This window comes from Bifidobacterium xylocopae (genome assembly GCF_003315615.1).
In the GTDB taxonomy this organism is placed as follows: Bacteria; Actinomycetota; Actinomycetes; order Actinomycetales; family Bifidobacteriaceae; genus Bombiscardovia; species Bombiscardovia xylocopae.
Window position 1 is genome coordinate 14,204 of record NZ_PDCH01000016.1, and the last position, 21,646, is coordinate 35,849.

23 protein-coding genes are annotated in these 21,646 nt (G+C 54.2%); 10 read left to right on the forward strand and 13 right to left on the reverse strand.

The annotated features are described in order from the left end of the window. Positions 1-102 precede the first annotated feature (102 nt). The 4 genes from CRD59_RS06600 to CRD59_RS08385 all read right to left on the reverse strand — a co-directional run bounded on the left by CRD59_RS06600 (position 103) and on the right by CRD59_RS08385 (position 4,453). Positions 103-1,896 carry an ABC transporter ATP-binding protein gene (locus CRD59_RS06600; RefSeq protein ID WP_161522307.1) on the reverse strand — a complete coding sequence of 598 codons (1,794 nt, stop codon included), beginning with the start codon at positions 1,894-1,896 and terminating at the stop codon, positions 103-105. Positions 1,897-1,913: 17 nt separating this feature from the next. Next, the gene (locus CRD59_RS06605) at positions 1,914-3,359 is read right to left on the reverse strand and encodes an FtsX-like permease family protein (RefSeq protein ID WP_045924218.1); all 1,446 of its coding nucleotides are present in this window, start codon (positions 3,357-3,359) and stop codon (positions 1,914-1,916) included. A gap of 47 nt (positions 3,360-3,406) precedes the next feature. Next, positions 3,407-4,120 (reverse strand): ABC transporter ATP-binding protein, encoded by a 714-nt coding sequence (locus CRD59_RS06610; RefSeq protein ID WP_101433110.1) that lies wholly within the window; start codon positions 4,118-4,120, stop codon positions 3,407-3,409. A 96-nt stretch (positions 4,121-4,216) separates the two neighbouring features. Continuing rightward, on the reverse strand, positions 4,217-4,453 hold the full coding sequence (locus CRD59_RS08385; protein WP_113853903.1) for a hypothetical protein: 237 nt from the start codon (positions 4,451-4,453) through the stop codon (positions 4,217-4,219). Positions 4,454-4,874: 421 nt separating this feature from the next. Between CRD59_RS08385 and CRD59_RS06620 the strand changes: the two genes are divergently transcribed. The 3 genes from CRD59_RS06620 to CRD59_RS06630 all read left to right on the forward strand — a co-directional run bounded on the left by CRD59_RS06620 (position 4,875) and on the right by CRD59_RS06630 (position 6,986). Next, entirely contained in the window at positions 4,875-5,459 is a 585-nt protein-coding gene (locus CRD59_RS06620; protein WP_113853904.1) for a hypothetical protein, read from the forward strand. A gap of 65 nt (positions 5,460-5,524) precedes the next feature. After that, positions 5,525-5,752: a hypothetical protein gene (locus tag CRD59_RS06625; protein ID WP_113853905.1), complete on the forward strand. Its 228-nt coding sequence runs from the start codon at positions 5,525-5,527 to the stop codon at positions 5,750-5,752. A 403-nt stretch (positions 5,753-6,155) separates the two neighbouring features. Continuing rightward, positions 6,156-6,986 carry a hypothetical protein gene (locus CRD59_RS06630; protein WP_113853906.1) on the forward strand — a complete coding sequence of 277 codons (831 nt, stop codon included), beginning with the start codon at positions 6,156-6,158 and terminating at the stop codon, positions 6,984-6,986. A 147-nt stretch (positions 6,987-7,133) separates the two neighbouring features. Here CRD59_RS06630 and CRD59_RS06635 read toward each other — a convergent pair whose 3' ends face one another. Next, the gene (locus CRD59_RS06635; protein WP_113853907.1) at positions 7,134-7,448 is read right to left on the reverse strand and encodes a hypothetical protein; all 315 of its coding nucleotides are present in this window, start codon (positions 7,446-7,448) and stop codon (positions 7,134-7,136) included. A gap of 269 nt (positions 7,449-7,717) precedes the next feature. Between CRD59_RS06635 and CRD59_RS06640 the strand changes: the two genes are divergently transcribed. The 4 genes from CRD59_RS06640 (at position 7,718) to CRD59_RS06655 (ending at position 11,055) form a co-directional block, all read left to right on the forward strand. Next, on the forward strand, positions 7,718-8,143 hold the full coding sequence (locus tag CRD59_RS06640; RefSeq protein ID WP_127920957.1) for a hypothetical protein: 426 nt from the start codon (positions 7,718-7,720) through the stop codon (positions 8,141-8,143). Positions 8,144-8,169: 26 nt separating this feature from the next. Beyond that, positions 8,170-9,789 (forward strand): relaxase/mobilization nuclease domain-containing protein, encoded by a 1,620-nt coding sequence (locus tag CRD59_RS06645; RefSeq protein ID WP_161522308.1) that lies wholly within the window; start codon positions 8,170-8,172, stop codon positions 9,787-9,789. Between the two features lie 140 nt (positions 9,790-9,929). Next, positions 9,930-10,259 (forward strand): hypothetical protein, encoded by a 330-nt coding sequence (locus CRD59_RS07850; RefSeq protein ID WP_161522309.1) that lies wholly within the window; start codon positions 9,930-9,932, stop codon positions 10,257-10,259. Then, a complete protein-coding gene (locus CRD59_RS06655; RefSeq protein ID WP_113853911.1) occupies positions 10,252-11,055 on the forward strand; it encodes a hypothetical protein in 804 nt (267 codons plus the stop codon). Before CRD59_RS07850 ends, CRD59_RS06655 begins: the two co-directional genes overlap by 8 nt. Here CRD59_RS06655 and CRD59_RS08390 read toward each other — a convergent pair. The 8 genes from CRD59_RS08390 to CRD59_RS07860 all read right to left on the reverse strand — a co-directional run bounded on the left by CRD59_RS08390 (position 11,052) and on the right by CRD59_RS07860 (position 19,420). Continuing rightward, positions 11,052-11,582: a DUF4913 domain-containing protein gene (locus CRD59_RS08390; protein ID WP_407923125.1), complete on the reverse strand. Its 531-nt coding sequence runs from the start codon at positions 11,580-11,582 to the stop codon at positions 11,052-11,054. The genes CRD59_RS06655 and CRD59_RS08390 overlap by 4 nt on opposite strands. Next, entirely contained in the window at positions 11,467-13,188 is a 1,722-nt protein-coding gene (locus CRD59_RS06665) for a type IV secretory system conjugative DNA transfer family protein (protein WP_113853913.1), read from the reverse strand. The genes CRD59_RS08390 and CRD59_RS06665 overlap by 116 nt, the downstream gene beginning before the upstream one ends. An 11-nt stretch (positions 13,189-13,199) precedes the next feature. After that, positions 13,200-14,540 carry an ATP/GTP-binding protein gene (locus tag CRD59_RS06670; protein ID WP_127920959.1) on the reverse strand — a complete coding sequence of 447 codons (1,341 nt, stop codon included), beginning with the start codon at positions 14,538-14,540 and terminating at the stop codon, positions 13,200-13,202. A 135-nt stretch (positions 14,541-14,675) separates the two neighbouring features. Beyond that, positions 14,676-16,181, reverse strand: a complete 1,506-nt coding sequence (locus CRD59_RS06675) for an SCO6880 family protein (protein ID WP_201736575.1) — start codon at positions 16,179-16,181, stop codon at positions 14,676-14,678. After that, positions 16,178-17,782 carry a hypothetical protein gene (locus CRD59_RS06680; RefSeq protein WP_113853915.1) on the reverse strand — a complete coding sequence of 535 codons (1,605 nt, stop codon included), beginning with the start codon at positions 17,780-17,782 and terminating at the stop codon, positions 16,178-16,180. The genes CRD59_RS06675 and CRD59_RS06680 overlap by 4 nt, the downstream gene beginning before the upstream one ends. Continuing rightward, the gene (locus CRD59_RS07855) at positions 17,782-18,138 is read right to left on the reverse strand and encodes a hypothetical protein (protein ID WP_127920960.1); all 357 of its coding nucleotides are present in this window, start codon (positions 18,136-18,138) and stop codon (positions 17,782-17,784) included. The genes CRD59_RS06680 and CRD59_RS07855 overlap by 1 nt, the downstream gene beginning before the upstream one ends. Positions 18,139-18,482: 344 nt before the next feature. Further along, a complete protein-coding gene (locus tag CRD59_RS06690; RefSeq protein ID WP_201736576.1) occupies positions 18,483-18,773 on the reverse strand; it encodes a hypothetical protein in 291 nt (96 codons plus the stop codon). A gap of 26 nt (positions 18,774-18,799) precedes the next feature. Beyond that, positions 18,800-19,420 (reverse strand): DUF6668 family protein, encoded by a 621-nt coding sequence (locus CRD59_RS07860; RefSeq protein ID WP_127920961.1) that lies wholly within the window; start codon positions 19,418-19,420, stop codon positions 18,800-18,802. Positions 19,421-19,432: 12 nt separating this feature from the next. Between CRD59_RS07860 and CRD59_RS06695 the strand changes: the two genes are divergently transcribed. From CRD59_RS06695 to CRD59_RS07870, 3 genes are all read left to right on the forward strand, one after another. Beyond that, positions 19,433-20,581 carry a lytic transglycosylase domain-containing protein gene (locus CRD59_RS06695; RefSeq protein ID WP_113853917.1) on the forward strand — a complete coding sequence of 383 codons (1,149 nt, stop codon included), beginning with the start codon at positions 19,433-19,435 and terminating at the stop codon, positions 20,579-20,581. Positions 20,582-20,597: 16 nt separating this feature from the next. Continuing rightward, positions 20,598-21,230, forward strand: a complete 633-nt coding sequence (locus CRD59_RS07865) for a hypothetical protein (RefSeq protein ID WP_127920962.1) — start codon at positions 20,598-20,600, stop codon at positions 21,228-21,230. Next, a partial coding sequence (locus tag CRD59_RS07870; protein ID WP_130341224.1) for a hypothetical protein occupies positions 21,227-21,646 on the forward strand: 420 nt, incomplete at its 3' end. The genes CRD59_RS07865 and CRD59_RS07870, both read left to right, overlap by 4 nt.

Sequence of the window (21,646 nt, forward strand, 5' to 3'; positions counted from 1 at the left end):
TAAATATGATGGAGGCAGTGGCGGCTTCTAACATCATTAAATATACCGTTATGAGATTAGTGTATCTACATTTAAATACAAGAATTCACAAAGTCATCACATTTAATTGTCTGTGGTTTGCTGGCTAATGGTCGGCATCTGTAGTAGTTCCCTATAAGCTGGGCTGGAAATCTTAAGTTCGTCATGCGTGCCGCATGCGACGATTTTGCCCTTTTCCATGACCAGTATTTGATCACCTGGCTCAATTGTTGACATTCTGTGAACTACTTCAATGACGGTTTGTTCGGAGAATATCTCGCGTAGTAGAGCATTTATCTTCTGTTGGTTGATTGAGTCGAGGCTTGACGTAGGCTCGTCTAAGAGAATGACAGGTTTTCTGTGCAGCAAAATCCTGGCGATGGAAAGTCTCTGACGTTCTCCGCCGCTCAGGAAGTGGCCTTGTTCACCGACCTGCGTATTTAACTCTTGTTCGAGATTCCTAACTTTTGTATCAAGATTGACGAGCTTGAGCGCATTCCAACATGTCTCATCGCTTGCTTCGATGGTTCCCATCGTTAGATTATCTCGAATACTACCGGAGAATATAGGAGCATCTTGTTCAATATAGCTAACTACTTTCCTGATATCGTTGGCATTTAAATCAGTTGAGTCAACATTGTTGTATAGGATATGCCCCGAATCCGGCCTATAAAAAGCCTCCAATAGGGAAAGCAGCGTAGTTTTACCTGAACCCGACGAGCCCACGATGACGGTTCTTTGGTGTGGGACTGCGCTAAAACTAATGTTCTGCAGAGTGGTATTTCGTTCATCATCTTTGTCCGCTGTATTGTAAGAAAAGCATACATCTTTGAACTCCAGCGTAATGTTGGCTGTATCAAACGAGGAATGCCCATCTGGGGAAAGCATATTGCTCGAACTTACGGTTTCGCTTTTATCGCGCAAAGATTCAATGTCTTCTATTCTCCTGAGTGGTCCTAAAGCTTTGAAAGCCGTGGTTATAGATGAGGAAAAGGAGCTTAGCGAAGAAACAACCATAGTCAAATACATTGAAAAGGAGATGAAATTAGAAATATCAAGATCCCCTTTCGCTATTTCCGCGCCGCCAAAGGAAAAAACGATTAGTAAGGTCAGCTGTATGGCGCAGTTCACAATGGACCGAATGATTGTTTCCTTGTTGGCCACTTTTACTGTTGCCCGATACACTTCTTCTGCGGTACCGACTACTCTTTTCGTTTCAGGCACTGTTGCCATAAAGGCCTTAATTGTGCGAATTCCAGCTAATGATCGCAGTATGGCATTAGACAGTCTTGCTGTCTTAGCTTGTACCAGTTCGGTATAGGCCTGCAGACGAGAAGAAGCAGCAATCATCAACAGAATGGATGTGCACGAAGTTATAAGTGCCACGGCAAAGAGTCTGGTATCAATGAACAGCATAGCGACAGCTGATCCGCAAGCTGTTAACAGATTCGCGGCCACTTTAAAGAAGTCTGATGACAGGGCTGAGCGTAACTCATTAGTATCTGAGATGACAGTTGAGACATAGTCACCCGACTCCCTCTTATCATACTCTTGTACCGGCAGGCCGAGGATACAGGTAATGAGATTGCTACGTTTATCGAAAACTATTTTCGCCGCAAGGCGGTTTGCCATATTGGATCCCAAACCATCCAGGACGATGCCTGCTACAAACAAAAGCGCCAAGACTGCAATTGGTCTCACCAACTTCTGACTCTGTTCTATGGCGTGTAGAAGATAATTGACACACAGAGGTTGTAGTAACGCCAGACCTGAAGACACTATACCCACAGACATCACAACAACAGTGATAGCTGTGTGCGGTTTCAATAGTCTGAATACATTAAAAATTGTGGTTTTTTGACGTTGCTGAGTTTGCATAGTTGACATGATTTCCGCTATTCGCCTATGGCTGTTTGGACGGTTTCAATTGCCGATCGCTTCAAACTAGAACGTGCAGAGAAAAATGTGGAAAGTGTTCCCGCGGCGATAATGGGCACAGCAAGGATAATGAAGAACTTCCAGGGGAAGACCACTACAAAGAGATTCTTGGAAAGAGGGAGGAATGTCACAGCGGTGAAAACTCCGACGAGCAAGGTGGCCCCCGCAGAGATAAGGATACCGGTGGTCACGAGGATGAAACCATCCAAGGCCGATATGGCAAGTAGCTGTCCGGGCACAGCGCCCGCGATGGAGATAAGGGCCAGATCAAGGTTGCGTTCCTTGGCAGAGATGGCGAAACTGGCGACCGCACCGATTACAGCAATGAGCAAGGCCGACCACAGGCTGGACATAAGCTCTATCGGTGTGGCTGATCCCATGTCTTTCAACTGGGGAAAGCCACTTATGGCAGCAGTACTGGTTTGACCTGTGATTAACAATCCACCGAGCAGGAACAGGCAAGCAGTCAGTGAGATGATGGTGGAGCCGAATGCCTTCCCGCGACTTCTCACAATGGCTTGTGCCCGTGCGATCTTCCAGACATCGGATTGCACAGGAACCAGATTCGTCCATGTTTTGGTGGCCCATTGGATGATGGGTCCTCCAGAATAGGCCAGAGCGACCAGAAACAGCAGTATCGCGATGATCGGGCCTAATGACATGGGTTGCATGATGATGCCCAATTGGGTCTTACTCAGAGTTTTGGGGTCGTTCAACACCAGGATGACGGCAGCGACAGCCGGTGCCAGCAGGGCGATGAAACCACCGATAATAAGGAATCTCCTCAGACCGCGCCCAGCTCTCGTGACGTGGACTTCCTCAGTTCCTGAACCTCTCAGCAGCTCAACCGGAAGCACTTTCCTCAAAGCACGCAGAGTAAAGAGAGCACCCAACAAAGCCACAATGAAACCGACTGCAAGCCCCCTCAAAGCAAAGTCTAAGAAACCCTGCCAAGTAAAAGTGATAAGCGGCGGTAACAGCACGGCCTCCAACTGGAACTTTAGAATCCGTGGGGCAAGAATTGGCGCCAGCGCCATACCAACGATGGAGGAGATCAGAGTCAGCACGAACACCTGCACCATGGTGAGGGTCAGCACCTGCCTAGGTGTGGCACCAAGCAGGGACAACAATGCAAGTCCCTTCCGCCGCTGCCTTATGGAAGCCTGAATCGTCACCATAATGACCAGGCAACCCAGGACCATTGCTATCTGGTAGACCGAGTCCACGTTAGTGCTGAGATGGTGAGATACCACACCCACTTCCCCCGGGGAATCATGTTTGAGATCATTGATTCCCTTGCATACACTCATGGCGCACAGAATCGTCTGCGTGACCACAAGCACAAGAAACACACCGGCCCAGATTCCTCTATTGGCTTTCAGATCATTCAACGCCCACTTCATGACTTACACCTTTCACGCCGCATCGCCATACAGAATCAGGGCAATAACTACGCTTGCTCTTCCACATTCCCTGATGCGACAAATCCGCCATCACTCATGGTGTATACGACGTCGCATTGCCGGGCCAGGCGGAGATCGTGTGTGACCACGACCACGCATTTACCGGGTCGATGGGAGAAGTCCCGCAACTGCGAGAAAACCAACTGTCCGGACTTCTGGTCAAGAGCACCTGTCGGCTCATCGGCGAACACAACATCGGGATCCGCGACCAAGGTGCGAATCAAGGATACCCGCTGCTGCTCACCACCTGAGAGCGAACTAGCTGCGTCATTGTCGTGCCCGCTCAAGTGGAACTTATCCATGAGGGCATCGATGCTTCCTTGATCGACCTTGCGATGGCTGAGAGTCAAGGGGAGCAGGATATTGTCACGAACGGTCATGGACGGGACAAGATTGTAGGACTGAAACACAAACCCGATATGCGATCTGCGAAACAAAGCCAAGTTACGCTGGTTCTTCTTAGTTAGTTCCTCACCCAGCACCCACACATTTCCTTGAGATGGCTGTTCAAGACCAGAAAGGCAATATAGCAAGGTGCTCTTACCACATCCAGAGGGCCCTGTAATTGCGGTCATGGCACCACCAGCAGCAACAAAAGAAAGATCATTGAACACCACAGTGGGAGTCCCGTCACCCGAGACGAAATTCTTACTTAGCTGTTCAGCTACTACCACACCATCACGCATAATATTAACCTTCATGGTACTGAGATCAGAGTATCGCCAGACCTCATGCGATTATAAAGCCCCACGACAACGAGTACTGAAATAAACGCTGTCATGGGGCGATATTCCTATTTACCAACAACGGTACTGTACATCATAAGGCTTTCCTACAAAGTTCCGTGAGAAATACCAGAAGTTGCCCAATCTAACAGCAGGAGAAACAAACTCCTCCTTTTTGCGGTTTTGCTGTTCCAGGAATAGCTCTCTCTGAAGATCTTGAAGGTGCTCCATCCTTTTTTCAAATCTAACATTCTGAAGCAGGAGACATTCGGTGTCTCTTTCATTATTTCTCTGCGTTGCCTGATTCATACTTAATAAGTCCTTTTAAAATGACCATGAGATGCATGATTCCACGGCCTTTGCCCATCAGTTAGCTAATGCACCTACGTTGATAATTATAGGCAAGCATCTACTGTCGCTATTGTCAAGCTTTACAGTCATCGGCTGTTGCCGATGGCTGGTTGCCGCTGTCGCACGCCTGTGGCGTGCTGCTGGAGGGGTGTGAACGTGGGGGTTTGTGCCGCCCCCTTCCATTCTGGCCCAGGATCGCTACGAGTCAAACCCCGAGCGTCTCGGCCCACACCCTTCCGGGTGGAGGGGTAGAACAGCATACCCCTTCACCCTCCAGGGAGTGTTCCGATCCACGCGAAGGTTTGACTCTCCGCTCAACCTGGGCCTCCATTCCAGGCGTCGGCACAAACCGGTACCGGCCCAAAGGAAAGGAACACCCATGAACACCAACATCCCATCCCTAATCGCTGTTGACAACACCTTCCAGGCCACTGCGCGCAAGCTGTCCACTCACCACGACCTTGCCGCAAAGACAAGCAGGCAAACACTCGAAACCATTATGAGCATCCTCACCGGCACCCTCCAGGCCGTCAACCTGACCGATGACCAGCTCACCAACGTAGCCGCCCTCATAGAAACTTCCCTACAATACCGTGACGCTTTTCTTATCGCCTCTCTCAACCCTCAAGCCACTGAGGACGACCTGACCACCTGCACCGAACACCCACACAGCCAAGAAGCAATCCGCCTCATCACCGGCACATTGGACAAATTCTTCAACATCAAGGATTACACAGACCAGACTCGCGTCAACCGGGCCATACACTTGCTTGACCAGCTCACCCGCATTACCGGCATGACACCACAACTATGCGCCACCCGCGCCTACCTAAGCTGGGCTAGCCACGATATCGAACAGACCAAACAATATGCCAGCATGACCGCAGAACTTGACAAAGAGAACACCCTAGCTGCGTTGCTCTTGGCAGCCCTGCACCTCAACATCAACCCCAAAACCAAATAACCACTAAGACGGTGTCCACGCTTCCACAAGCGTGGACACCGTCACACGGGAAGAAAGCACCATTCATGAAGAACTACTACTTTTACATCACCGACGACCACCAGCAGGACGATTCCATCACCACCACCATTACCATCGCCCAGGCGAAACAGCAACCTTCTGGACAGGTAATGCGCGAGATAATAGCTACAAAGCAAATCCCCTTCGCCAACCAAGCAATACGCGAAGCCTACGATGCCGCCATCGCTTCGCACGCCCTGGAGGAAATACAAAGACTAGAGCACACCAGCTAACAGCACTTGGCCCCGGCAGTCTGCCGGGGCCAGGCATTCGCCCTGTGCGTTTCTCGCGCCCCTCACGGGAGGGGCACTCGAAGCCGCCTCTTCCATGCGGAAGACACTACTAAGGACAGCCTACGGCTGCCTCCGCTCTCTGCACGCGCTTCCCGCGAGCAGCATCCCCTTCCACCTTGACAGAGGCGGCGGAAGGGCAGGAAAAGGAGCAGGCTACGCCTGCCACACTTTCTTTTTCTTTTTACCCGTTGGCTTTCAGCCAGGATCATAGCGGCACGTTCCAGGCGTCAACCCAGGAGCGTCGGACAAGCCGCCGCACGCTAGGTTGACTCCTGGAACTCTTCGGCCGCTAACGCATTCGCTTGCCCACCGGGCAAAAAGAAAAAATGAAAGGGAAAACACCATGACCACGATTATCGATGAGCAAGCAGCACGGCAAGCCAACGAGGCCCTCAGCTTCAGCACCTATCAGGAAGGCAGCGAAACAGCGGCCTACACGGAAGAAGTGCAGCGTATCACCAGCCTGGCAGACCAGCGTAAAACACAAATACCAGCCACCTTCTGGCCAGAACTTGACCAGCTTGTCTCACGCTACACCACCATACTGGCCAGCAGCATCAACGACTGGAACCGTCAGACAGCCCGAATACCTAGTGCGATGATAACCGGGCCGGCTAACTACCCAGTCACCCAAATGCAAAAACGAGCTGCCAGCAGACAAACGCAATGGGAGAACCACCGCCAGCAGTTAGAACGTATCGAAGCCGCTATCAGCTCGTGCGGCCACGCCATCAGCTCCACCAGGAACGACGCACTGGAACTCCTTACCGACAAACTACGAAAGCTGGAAGCCAAACAAGAACAGATGAAACAAGACAACGCAGCAGCACGAGCCTCCGGGCAAGATGCGCCCTACCCGTCATGCACCCTCACTAACAACAACGCGAACATACGACGTATCAGAAAACGTATTGAAACCATCAAGCAAACGCAGACGCTAGGCACACAAACCTGCAGTGGCTGCCTTGACACCGGCGACAACTACACCCTCACCCAAGATGGCGAAACCCAATACCTCTATTTCGTCTTCACCAACAAACCGACAGCAGAGACCAGAAACCTACTTAAACATGCCGGCTACCACTGGTCACCCCGCAACAACAGATGGCAACGCAAACTCACCGGCAACGCGCAAGCCACCACCCGACGTCTCATTCACAGCCACACCAAATAGTCGGCACCATACATACGAAAGACGACGGTCGCAGGCGTTACGTGGTGAGTAACGCCTGCGACCACTCGCCCTGTGCGTTTCTCGCGCCCCTACTGGGAGGGACACTCGAAGCCGCTGTATCCTCACGGATACACCAGCCGGCACACCTTAAGACACCTCACCCTGCAGGCCCTCACTCTCAGACACCACACCTGCAGTATCTACCGGCTCAACTTTAGCTTTCAAGAACGTCTGCATCGCCTGAGGAATATTGAAATCACGATACAAGTCACTTTGTGACATATGATGATTCGATTTGAGCGACTCCATACACCGGCAAGCCTGTGCATGCGCCGTCTTCAACGCGGCAACAGCATTCTCTAACCCATCCAGATCCTTTTTCATCGCGGTCAAAGACTTCCTCCGCTCTTCCAGGATTCTAGCCGCCGCACCCGGCACCCGGTTCCTCGCATTAGTGGACATTACTTACTCCTTACCTACTAGTTGGTGGAACCACCAACTCTAGTCGAAGTCAGTATGTTGTCAGCCTAGAAACAGTTATCGCGCCAACGGCGCGACGTCATCTGGCGCAGCCAGATTCCGGAGGAAACGGAGTCTCCGACGGAGCAAGCTATAGCAATTGTGTACACAATTACGCTTCATCGCACGCTAGTGTGCGATAATAGAACCTACGGTTCGTCCCCAAACTTCGCTTGGGGTCGCTGCGCTGGCCTAGAAGAAAGGAGGTCATCATGGCTGAAAATACAGGTACTCCTGACACATCATCCCAAGGGCGCACCAATGATTTTCACATGCGATTAAGCGATGACGAAAAACGGAAACTCCTCCTTCGCGCCCATGAATGGTCTTCATCCCACAGCGTGGAATCCACTTCAACCGCTGGCCTCCTCTCCAAGTATGCCCGGGAATGCTTACTCGCTCCGCGCCAGGCAGACCAAGCGTTAACCCATGCGGACATACAGGATTTCAAACAGCAACTGAGCCGATTAGAAATACAGGTAGCTAAAGTGGGTGTGCTCATGAACCAGGTGGCCAGGGTTGCGAACACGAAAGGCATCATCCTCCACCACGATTTCAACCCACTGATCGGCAGTATGAAATCCGTAGTTGCGGACATCGATGACCTGATGCGTGAGATCTGGGAGCGGAACCGATGATACCCAACATTACACGCGGCGACCGTATGAAAGGGCTCATCACCTATTTAGCCGGGCCAGGACGGCACAACGAACATCGAGACCAACATGTGGTGGCCGGTTCCAGCGAAGTGCAATTCCGCTTCAGTGACATCGATTTGGATAAGGCACAGACCAGCGCCCTGGGTGCCTGCCTGGATACAGACTGGAAAACCAGTGACACCACTATGAAAGGTGGCCATGTCTGGCATTGCTCACTTGCCATCAGTCGAGAAGACGGAGTACTCAGCGACGACGAATGGCAGCAGATAGCCCACGAGTTCATCACGAAAATGGGCTTCGACGATGCCCAAGGAACCAAGGGAGAATGCCGGTGGGTGGCCATCAGGCACGGGTTGAGCGGTCACACGGGCACCGGCAACGACCATGTCCATTTAGCCGTCAACCTAATCAGGTCGGACGGCACCAAAGCCTGGATCCACCACGACTACCGACGTGCCCAGCAAGCTTGCCGAGAACTTGAACACCTTCACGGACTCGAAGAACTAGGCATCGAACGCACTAAAGCAGCCACACGAGGATGGAAAGAAGGCGAGCGAGAAGCCCAGGCACGACGACGAGCCCGCGCGAAACTGCAAGCGGAATCACCCCAAGTGGACTGGGGTACCCTCCCGGTTCAAGAACGTAAACGACTCATAGCAGCTCAACTCGATCACGATCAACCCCGCTACCGGTTAGCCGTAACAATCCGCACCGCCGCAGCGCAAGCCACCACTGAAGCTGAATTCATTAGGCGTCTACGCGGTCAAGGAATCCTGGTTCGGCCACGCTTCGCCAAAGGCTCAGACAGTGTAGTGACCGGATACAGCGTGGCCCACAAACCTCTATACGGAGAGTCACCAACCTGGTATGGCGCAGGCACCCTAGCCCGTGACCTGAGACTGCCACGGCTGCGCCAATATTGGCCAGACAGCATTGCGGACAGTCAAGCGGCAACAGACGAATGGCAAGCCGCTTTCAAAGGACGCCGGGTGGCACACCCCCAGGTCAACGAACAGGTTCCACAACCTGAAGAAGTATCCGACGCAATCAGCAGGCTCAACCACAAGCTACGCTCAGTGCCCCTAGACGACCGGCAAGCATGGGCAAGCGTGGCGCATGAAGTATCCGGAGCGTTCGCTTCATGGTCACGAGCCGTGGAACAACAACCCGGACCCTTAGCTGACGCGGCAAGACAGCTCTCCCGCACAGCACAAACCTACCAGCGGCCAACACGGTACGTCCCTGCAGCACACCACTGCATGATGAGCGCCGCCCTGGTGTTCTCCAGCATCGCCGCCGACAATAACGCTATGGCGCAAGCCATCCTGTACCGCCAGCTCTGGAAAACAGTAACAGCCATTCATGCAGCTATGGAAGCACGGCATGACGCTTACCAGGCCAGAATCCTCAAAGAAACCCAACAGACAAGCCTAACAGCGGTCGCAGCATCACTGCCGGCAGTGAGCATCCAGAAGGATCAATCAACCAGCAAAACAGCCACACTGCCCCTCAGCCAGGACACACAACCCGGACGCTTCACCCAGGCCACGCCAGAACAGTTCGGGGCAGCACCCATACCATATCGCCCACCCGCCACTCAAACACGAGGTGGACGTGAACGATAGATAAGGAGGTCAACCGCGTCAGCTTGGAGCGCCATTCATCCAAGCATCATGTCAGCCAAGAGGCATGAAACTCATACAACATAGTAGGTAAGATCATGAATAACAGCATTAGTATATACGCGGATACATGTCCGCAATGCATGGCCAGCGTGCAGCTGGCCATAAGTCTAGGCATCGATTGCAAAGTACTGCCCCTGGAGCAACACCAGCGAACAGTGAAACGACACCATCTCAAAGCCTTCCAGCACCCCCTCATCGTCCACGGTCAGCACACATGGCTGGGCTACCGTCCAGACCTTATCGCTGCAATTAGCGGCCAGGCACCACCAGAAAACAAGCCATCGATGATGGTACTGGAGCAAGCCAGACGAGACATCATGTTCGGCACACCTTCAACCGCGCCACCAGATAGTAGTGACCCAGCCTCGGGTGTAGTAGACACCCTGAAAGGCGGACAAGAACATGACTGAAGCAAACCTTGACCAGGAAGTCGAGGAAACCACCAGCACCAAGCTGGCAAACCTAGCCAGCACCAGCGCCTTGGGGCTCGAATGGATGATGCGTCACAACGAAGAAGCATCACGTCACACCGCCCACGCTGACCTGCAGGATGCCCGCGAACAGGCCAGCAGACGAGAAGCCCTGATAGCTGCAGCACGCGCAGACATCAGCCATGTCATGACCAGCACCTGGATTGATACCGCCAGCATCAGCGATATCGTACACGCCTACGATCAGACATCCGCTTTAGCTGCCGCCGACCAGCATATTGCTGAAGCGAAACACCATATCGAAGCTGAGGTACGAAACCGGTACGGGGTAGATATCAACCGCCTCACTACCGGTGAACAACTAGCTCAAGCCCTGCAGCGTGAAGCTGACGACACCCAGCGATTAGCTGACCAGCAACGCCAAGAAGCAGACCGGCTGCTGGACCAGGCAGACGAGTTGGAAGCGCACATGAATCCAAAAGTCCAAGAGGATGGGTCAGACCAGGAGGCCCAGCTTGCCGCCGTATCCGCCAGTGAAGAGGCAGCTTACGATAGCGCAGAACGCTACGCCTATGAAGCCAGACAGTTACGGGATGCCGGACTTGACCAGGAGAGCGTGGATAATGCCATTCGTGTCAAACTCGGCCATGCGACGCCACCCAGCGAAGCAGCCAAAGAAGGTAAGCAAGGCAGCCATGTGCCCAGGAAGAAAGCAGCAGGACAAACTCGGAACCATAGTCGCACACGGTTCAAAGATCATAAACGCTCACGCTAACTAGGCTGATGCCACTGCCGTTCATCAGCCCGTTCATCACGGAACCTGCCGGGTGGAGGGGTAAGGGACGGCAGTGGCTCGGCAGGACTGGATTCGGTCGATGATTCCGCGAACGGCCCCACTGGCGACATAAGAGCAGACATGGTAGGGTCCGCATAATCACGCCACCACACCACCACCCCAGCGGGATCATAGCGTGCTTTCTCCCAGGATCTCCAAAGAGCCGTCAACCGATACTCCGCTTCAGGACATGTCCACCAGTCGGCCCTCCACTTACAGTCGGACGTGCCGGTACGGCGTTGATAAAAGTAGCGGAACCATTCAAAAAACTCATACACATTGCCGAAAACCGTCGTGACCTGCTCCTCCCCACTGTCTTCAGCGGGGGCCTGCTCATCGTGAGCTAACTGGTCAAGCAGATTCACGGTCAGAGCCTCCCGTAGGTTGGCCAGCAGAGCTTTCCATCCAGGGCACGGTACGCAGCAGACACGGGCGGGCTCCTGAAGCCAGCAATACTGCACGACCACGAGGCAGTGCCGCCAATTCGTCAACCTGCAAAATACTGTCCCGGGTCAACGATTGAGTGACGTTTTGCTGTCCCCTGGCAAACCCTACTTGCCGTTGCACTCGATCATATTCGCCCAACAGTTTGCTGAGCATGTTCAGATACGACACCTCAGCGATACCGCCGCCGTATATTTTAATGTTCGCGGCGCTCCACATTTTCTCCATGCCCTCCACCCCCCACACGCCCGTGCCTTGAGACCAACCCTGCAGGAAAGTCATCAAAATGATCGCCCTTGACCCATAGTGGGAGTACAAGTCCGGCAGTTCCCTCCACCGGCACACGTTCGCGGCCTCGTCCAAAACGACAAACATCGGCGTATGCAACCGTCCACCCTCATGCCGGGCCTGCCTCTCAGCAGCCTCCACCACGGCGGCAGTCAACGATAACACCAGCGCCCCAGCCGTGCCCGCCCCTTCGCGAGACAGCAAACAAACCGTGTCATGAGAAGTCACGAACCGTTCCGGAGAAAACTGGGGCACTATGCCATCAGGTGGAGCAGTGACCCACCGTAACGCTTGACTATTCGTCAGGACAACCGCCATTTTCCTTGCGGTACTGAAAACTCCCGACTTAGTGCGGTCAACCAGGTCAAAATTCGCTTTCAACGATTGAGCGATTAACGGATACTCACCACGTAACAAATCCACCGCTTCACGATTGTTCTCATCCGTCAGCCACGACCAAACCTGGGTAATGGGACGACGGCCGACAGCGGCAGCCAGAAGGAAATACGATAAGAGAGACTCACCTTCAGCGTCAAAGAACGAATCTTTCAAAGCATGCTTCCCACTAGAGGACGTCGCAAAGAAACCAGCCATCTGCCGAGCTTTAATGTCATCCGTGACGAACGTCAGCGGATTCCACCACCAGGACTGCCGTTCACCGGCCACATCCTGCGGGTCAAACACCCAAACCCTACCTGTTTGTGACCTTCGCTCCCGTATGGCTTCCACCACATCGCTTTTGTTCGAGGTCGTCAGCACTGGACCAGGGGCAGCCAAGATGGCAGGCACCACGAAGCAAGTGGTTTTCCCTGTGCGGGGGCCTGCCAGCATGACCAGCACATCCTCGTAACTGCCGTATATCGCCTGACCGTCAGCTACGTTGTATCCCAGGAAGACCCCAGGGCCTGTGGCAGCATCGGTGGGTATCTGCAGCCGGTGGGCAACAGCCAGGGCATGCTCACGTCCAACAGACTCCAGGTCAGTGCCGGCACCCAAATACCTGGATGCCTTATCCACCCTGGTGCGCTTGACCCGTCCGGATAGGTGCCGCCAGGCCTGCCACAACAATCCCATGACGGCGGCAGCCGCCAGCAGGAGGAGGATGACAGCCACCAATCCGTATCCGCCAGGCCATGCCACACTCCCCCGGATCAGACCAGACATCACCTGGCCAATCGACAAACGCGGCGGCATGTGACCGGTCTTCCACCAGGTGCCAACCCACCAGCCACCGTATGCCAGCAGCATTACAAGCGCGGCGACGGCAAACAAGATGACACCCAGCACGCTGTCATCAGAAAACGATGACGGTTGCGGGCGTCGATTACGTTGTGACCTCATATCCCAACCGCCTATACTCGTTGTCCTGGCAGATGCCACAACTTATTGGTGTCATTGATGTGTCTCTCCGCCTCAGTGAGATCCAAATGAAACGGAATACCAGGCCGTCCCCCAATTTTGATGAGGAATTTGCCGCGCCCGGGAGGCTCAGCCTCCATACCCCGGCGCGCATCCCAAGCCGGAGGATCCTGCCAAGATTCCAACAGCGCCTGCTCTCGGTCACTGAGCGTCACCGCCGTATCCAATAGCGGCATCTCTTTAGCAGGAAGCCCACCACACACCACCATTCCGGAACGCTCCACAAACCCTTGAGCTTTCATACGATCCATTTCGGTAGGTAAGGACAGCAAGTCACTCATCGTATGGCTTATCAACACCTGCCCTACCCCAAAACTGCGATTGAGCCTAGTCACGGCATCCACCCGGTCTACCATGCCGGTACCCGAGCGCAACGCCTGCCACAACTCATCCAGCACAACAAAGTAATGACGGGGCCTCACCCCCAGCTCTTCCGCCAAAATGTGGGCTGCGTCAACCAGGCAGAAACCAGCATCCCAACATGCCAGTAAGGCGGCGGCCCTCACATCGACGTCACCCTCATCAATGGCGCTGATATCGAACACCACCGGACGGTCAAGTTGTATCTGCTCGGTGGTAGCACGGGAAAACAGGTTGCCAAACCGGCCTGAACCGGATAACGCTATCAGTGAGACCTCTAAATTCTCGGTAATCTCACGATAACGATCCAGACTGCCCCGGTCGAGGGCCACAGTACGGACTTCTTGGGGATGGTCACGCAAGACCTGCAGCAGATCACCCATCACCGGCACCCGCCCCCCTGTATGCTCATCCAGGACATGCAAGGCCCTATCCAGAATCGTGCTTTCCCTATCAGTAGGCGGTGAACCACGCACGATAGTAATTAGCGCACACACTACATTCAAACGTCGGGAATGAATGATGTCAGCTAATTCCCGTCGATGCTCACCATGCAGCCGCTGTAACATGGCCAAAGCGCCCCCCGGATCCAGCACATTGATTGAGCCACGGTTACGCCCCAAAGGGATGACCTGGCCACCCAAGGCCCTAACGACATCAATATGTTCGGCTTTGACATCGCCTAAAAACATGGGAATGACACCATACGCCGCCAATCCCACCGCCCACCTACGAACAATGGTGCTTTTACCCAGCCCGGGCTTGCCCAGGATAAAAGCCGACGGGTTGGAAATCAGGTGCGCCCGGGTGAACCAGGTAATAGGGTCGCAGCACAGGCTGGCTCCCGTATGCAGGTGTCGGCCTAGAGGAACGCCGGTCATCGGCGTGCCGGCACCAATGGCGAATGGCCACAAGCCACACACTTGAACCGTGCTCCCCCTCCACTCAGGCGGTTTCTGCACTACTATCTCATACCCGCCACCAGGAGCAGGCAACCCCCGAGACCCCACTTTTATTCTCCTGCTTACGTTTTCCTTCATAGCATCCACCTACAATTTGTCAGTAAACTCAGCCGGCACCATCATGTGCCGGCGCAAATTCAAACCGAGGGGCAACGCTGCGGCAAAAGCACTGGACTGCGACCCGTATACCGGTCGCAAACGGATCCTGGCCGACGCCGCCAAATTGTCCACTGCATTCATGGCGTCCGCACGAGATTGCTGTTCAGACAAGGTGACGGTCACCAAAGCTGAGAAATTCACCAACCCAGCTCCTCCGGCTTCCTCCATAGCTGTCTGCCTGGCTGCCCGCAACCGACCCACGGCCCGGGCCGAAGGCTTGCTCTGCGAATTCACCGACCATTCAGCCGTATGCGAGTCACGTTCCACAATCTCAGGGGTTCGCGCTGAACTAATAGGCCGAAACAGCCAGGTCACCCGCTTCCTGAGCACATCATTCTGCGGTGCCAGCAAGCGATTCAAAATAGATGACTGCACCACACCACGCGGGGCACCAGTCATCTCCCAGGTCACCGATATGCCCGAATCATGCCGGTAATAGTCCCAGTTATTCTGGGCAGCCATAGGGCCACAATTCTTCCAATCCAAAGTGACCTGCTGGCCCATCGCATGCGCCTCGTCAATCAGATCAGAGGCTGCCGGATCATAGGCGACCCTGGTGAGTTCACATATGTCCTGCGCCGACAACGGTGAACAGGCTCCAGCACCAGTGGCTTCCAGCGAACGAGTCAAATGCGGCAATCTGGAAGCCAGGTCAGCTATCATTTCTTTCTTTCGACGCCTCCGGCCACCTTTCCGCTGGGCGTCATTGTAAGTGAGCGTGGTGTATGCCTTCACCGAAACCGACCCCTTCGGGTAAGAGCGCAGAATGTCATAGAGCACAGCAACGCTGAACTTTTGGGCATCAGGAGAAATGTTGCTGGTGATCTCCTGGCGCAATTGGGTGTCAGTGGCCGGTGAGGTCTCTACGGTCACGGAAAATGCTGACAGCCCTGGCTCATCAGCCATTGAAGCCTGAAACTGGCCCCACCGAGACACCCAAAGGTCTATTTGATCTTGATCAACTAAGTCTTCTCCTGAAGGTGAGGAAGCGATAATGACACTGTAGGTGCGCTGCGAAGGGCTAAAAACCAGTCCGAATGGCCGCTGAGCAGCATCAGTTCCTTCATAGAGTTCCGTGCGAGCCAGTAACCCTGGCAGGCGTACACTGCCTGAACTATCCACTCCTAGAATGCCGGCTCTGTACATGGTTTCCTTTCGTGCATGAGCCCAATGCCATGCGATATTGACCGTCAATCGGCCACCCAGACTATCGCCATGAATATCTTCAACCGCAATCAGCAGGAGCATCATGCCGAATATGACGACCACGACCGCAGCCAACAACCAGCGACCAGCCATGACACACAACATCGCTATGATCAGTCCGCCAAACAACAGACCAGTACCGACCGACCCTAGGGCAGCGATAATCCCCGGGGTGGTGGGTTTGGCCCAATTACCATAGGTGCGAGGGGAATCTTGCTTGTCTGTCATGCGCCGCTAGCCTGCCCATCGAGACCATGATTAGCAGCGCCGTCAGGCTTTGCCGACTTGTCGACGGCCGACGCAGACTGGACCGAAGACCCGGACTCATGTGAGGATGCTCCCTGAGGAGGTGCGCTATCTGCGCCATCAGAGGAGTCAGCAACAGATTGGCGTACCGCTCCTGCAGCGACCTTCACACCCTGCACCCCAGCTTCGACTGCCACTCCCACCGGCCCGGCAGCAGCACCAGCGCCAGCCGCCGATGATGCTCCTGCTGAAGTGCCGGCAGAAGCAGTACCAGCAGATTGTACGGTCATTGGAGAGCCACTCTGGGACGGGGCACCTGCAGACGAACCGGAAGGGCCTGCCGAAGTGCCGGCGGAAGACCCTGAGGTTGTGGAAGCAGAAGAAGATCCAGCCCCCCGAGACAGCATCATTGCGCCAGTAGGGAGGGCCGCTGACATCATGCCACCCGCCGCCGAACCACCGCCGCTTGATATAGCGGCAACAGCGGGGACAGCAAATTTCATGAGCCCGGGTAAGGCCACTATCGCCATCACCATGAAAGCGAAACCAACCAACACCCCCGATACGCCGCCCTCCTGGGTTCCGAAAGCGTTACCGCCAATCATTTTGAAACATATCGCATAGATGATGGAAGCCACCGGCTTATACAAGATGAACGCTGCTAGCCAACCCAAAGACCGTTGGAACCATTGCTTGCCCCAAGCAGAGTTCGTGTTGGCAGACGTTAAAGGCAGCACGCCCATCATCAACACGAGTAAGCCCGAACGGATAATCATAGCCACCATCTGCACCAGTTCAGCCACCAAACATAAGATGCCGACCAGAGCCACCATGATGGGCCCGCCGGGCATGACCGTGGAAAAAATTAACGCCTTACTTAACGAAGTACCGAAATCCGTGTCCGCCGCCGCTCCAAGAATCCACGATGAAAAACTGTCGCCTACAGTCAGCAAGGTGCTGCAGATAGGTGCTCCGGCTCCGGCGACGATAACCAAGGTAAGAATCGACTTAACCGTGTCACGTCCCTCTTCAGCCCGCTCAAACCACATCATCCTTCCCACGCCAAGCAGGACTGAAAGCACGGCTGCCACTTGCATATACCACCACAAATGAGATTGGATCATGGCTACGGCACCGCCCACTCCCGTGGGCCCGCCGGCAATCGCCGAGCTGACCAATCCTGCAGCAGCAGAAATGACCACCACGCCGACCAGTACCATGCCCACCTTGCCTAGGCCTGCTGTAGCATCTCCATGCCTGGCTTTGATCACAAAACGAAGGGCAGCCAAGATGAGAGCAACCACCGCTATGACATAGCAAACCCATTTGGCATAACCTAAAATGGTCACTACTCCTGAGGTGTCTTGTGGGATGGCCATACTCTCACCGTTGCCGGAGATATCAGGCGTCGGGATAGACATCCACATCGTCGAAAATTCCTTAGCCGCCTCAGCTACCGCATCGCTGATGAGCTGAGCGAGAATGTTGAAAATTGAATCCATGATTTTCCCTAGCCCGCTGGCAATCAGGTTCATCGGATTCAAAGAGGAGAGTTGATCACCCAGATCATCGAGCCAACTCATCAGTCCTGCTCTTTCCATTCCGTATATCCAGCGAAACTCGACAGAATACTGGACGATACAGGCTGGGTCTGTTCGGATCTCAATTTCCAATCGCCCTGGCTCCAGGTGAGACGGTAGACAATCGATAAGTTGACAGCGCTACCATTCATCGACCCTTGATAGGCTAAATCAATGGTGGCTTGCCTGCTGTCGGCCTCCAGCACCCGGTACCCGTAAATAACAGCCCTTGCACCGTCATTATGGCCTCCAGTGCTTCCACCAGAGCGCAACCGTTGCTGAATATGCTCATATTCGGGACCTGGGCCAAACAATTTAATCGCCGATGCCGGTGTCGTGAGAATAGACTGATCAGTCATCAACGCCGCTATGTTGGCAGCAGCAACAAGTGCCCCGGATTGACTATGCGCGTAGCATCGGCGAAACCCATCAGCATCAGTACGGAAAGGGCCGGCAGATTCGGCGATAGGGTACGGCCATAATGTCTGCTGCTGGTAGCGCCAATGCGTTCCAGAATCAACATGCACGCTGCTGGCATCCCACGGTTTATCTTCGCAACGGGCCTCTGTTTCGCGAGATGCTTGCGGGGTGGGGGCCTTAATCGACGCTGAACCCCCCGGTTGAGATACTTGACCGCATGCGCCCAATGAAGTAATTAGCGCTGCTAACACTGCCAGCAGGAGGCATTGAGTACGCAATCCCATCATTGCCCCGCAAGAAAACCAACTAGCGTACCTGACGCAGAAACAATGACTGCGCCAATAAGTACGGCACCAATGGCACCAACTCCCTCTCCGCCATCACCACGGCGTGATTTCCAGCTAAAGTATAGGCCTGTAATAATCAGCATGACCACCAGTGCTGCCAAAGCGGCCCATTTGGCCCAACCTACGATAGTGATGAGTCCCTGAGTGCCAGGGGGTTGTACGGGAGCGGGGTTCGGCACATCAGCCAATATCTGTGCTGCAGATGCGACCACACCTTGCCTCATCATGCTCAGTGCCTGTGCGGTTCCTATAGTCATTGGCGTACCCCCTGTGTGCTGATCGGCAAGTCCAGCAGATGATGAAGAGTCGAAACTTGTTCCTCAAATAATCCTGGTCGCACATCACCTGTGGTAACGGGGGTGGTTCTGAGCTGTCGTTGATAAGGGAAATCAACTACAGTTGGGGCAAGAGATGCGACCAACCGTCGGCGTTGTTTAAGACTTGACGTAAGTCGTGCAGGAGAGTCAGATACTAACGCTAAAGCCACAACTCGCGCTGCACCAGCATAACCGGCCATCACCTGTTGTAACGCCAGGCGACCACGTTCAAGCCCGGCAGCATCAGTCCTGCAGCACACAATGACTTGTGATTCTGCGGGGAATGCATGGTTGGCAGCTTCCCAGGTAGGATCCAAAGCTGCCAGCGTGCTCTCCCCTGCACCACCGTGAGCACCCACAATCCATATACGGTTCGCCTCCCACGGCTCCACTACCGGAAGCATGTGTTCTGGCACAGGAATACCTGACCTGGTGAATGCCGGTTGGATCGGTTGCCGTGGTGGTAATGCCACGTTCGGCACCGCTTGATCTTTTACGGTGGGGAAAGCGTCGATTGATGGTGCCTCGTCCACCCAAGGATTCTTGTCGGTGAGCATATCGCTCCTTTCATGAAAGTGACAGTATACTATCACTATTTAGGGGTAAAATGCCAGTATACTGGACTTTTTGGAAAAATGGGAGGTGATATTGACGTGCAAGAAACTTCGCACGAAGCAACCTTGGGTAAGACAGCAGTCATTGCCGTTGCCGCACTGCTGATGCCGATGACATTGTTCCTATGTCCGCTACTTGCCCTGGCCTTGCTCCTGGGAGGTCAATCGGCACAGGCCACAACAACTGCCGGCCTAACTGGGATCCCTGAGGCTTACGTAGCTGACGTCCAAAAAGCCGGGAGCATATGCCCCCTGGTGACACCGCAAATTATCGCGGCACAAATAGATACCGAATCCTCATGGAACCCACAAGCCGAAAGCCCTGCAGGAGCTAAAGGAATCGCACAATTCATGCCATCCACTTGGGCTTCGGTCGGCCAAGATGGGGACGGGGACGGCAAAGCAGACATCACCAACCCTCATGACTCGATTTGGACTCAGGGCCACTACATGTGTGACCTGGGCTCACAAATCAGCAGCCTCAAACAACAGAATCGAGTCAAGGGAGATACTCTCGAACTCACTCTGGCCGCATACAATGCAGGCTTAGGGAGCATCATCCAATATGGGGGAATCCCGCCCTATGCAGAAACCGAATCCTATGTCCGCAAGATTATTGACCTCGCCAAGCGCAAATACACGTCATCGGATAGTGGCCGCATAGTTGGCCAACTCCAACCACCTTTAGCGATGCTCAACGCACAACAAATCGATATAGCCGCTATGGGAATAGCAGCAGCAGCATACGGCGGGCCCAGCGGCTACCCCTACAAACAGTGCACCTGGTGGGCAGCCAGCCGCCGAGCCACGATAGGCAAACCAGTTGATGCTCACCTGGGCAATGGCGGCGAATGGGGTGCTTCAGCACGCCGTCTGGGATACAAGACCGGTGACAACCCTCAGCCTGGCGATGTTATCAGTTTCTCGCCAGGTGTGCTCGGATCCGATAGTTACTACGGGCATGTAGCTGTGGTGGAACAGGTGAATTCAGATGGTTCCATCATCATCAGCGAGTCCGGTGCCAGCCTGCCGGCACCCATGTTGAGAACACTCACTGCAGCGCAACTGTCATCCAACAAAACCGGCATTACCTTCATCCACTAAGCAAAGAGGCAACACATTGAAGCAACGAATCCCAGCATCCGTAACGGCAGTACTGATTACAGTCGCGCTCCTGGCGTCCTGCGGACCGACGCAACATAATGCTCCCCTCCAGACCAGCACTTCAACCATCAAATCCCAAGAGCCCCCGCATGCTGTATCCCAGCCGCCGGGCATCAGCCTGCCTGACGGCATTACCTGGCTCTCCACTTTGGACAATCCGGCAACACTGCATTGGGATGATGCGCCAAGCGTCGCCCGCGCTTATATCAAAGCGTTATACACCTGGGATTCCAAAGTGGACGCATCCGACCAGGCCTCATGGGTCAGGGCTTCCATATATGCCACGCCAGACCTTCAGCCTTCACTACGCCACTATAACCCAGGCAATTCCCACCCCAGTGCCACTTACACCAACTCCTGGAAGCACCAGTCTTATACCGCCGTCATCATACTCGACCATACGCGGGAAGGCATCGCTCACGGCAATGCTGACAGCGTGACCATTACCTGGAGGCAAGATACCTACATGCGTGACGGATTCAAAACCATCAGCACTAGCGGCAGTACTTACGTGGCCTTAGCAAAACATCAGAATACCTGGCAAGTGTCCTCATTCTCCCCAGCCCTTGAAAGCCCAGACCTCTCATGAAACAAAACGACAAGCGCGATTCAGCCACAGTTATTTTGACCCAGAATTCAGGACGCATCACTTTCCACGACAGCACCATCACCCTGACCGGCACCACCCTAGCCACGTTGAGAGCAGAAACGAAAAAGACCCTCAGAAATATGGCCCGGCTCCGCCGCACCTCAATACAAGTAGCCGTTAATGATCCAAGCGGACAATGGCACCTCATCATCAGCCCAGATGGCAGCATCCATGAGGAGCCACCACAGGGGCAACCCCACCACGAAACAACAGCACAGAAGCAAAACGACCTCACACCTGCAGGGGTTAAAAAAGAGTCACAGCGCCAACCAGTCAAAACCGTTTACGGTAAAACCCTTGTCGGCTTAGTCGCGGTTGCTATAGTTTTCTTCCTGGTCACAGCCGCAGCAGGTGCC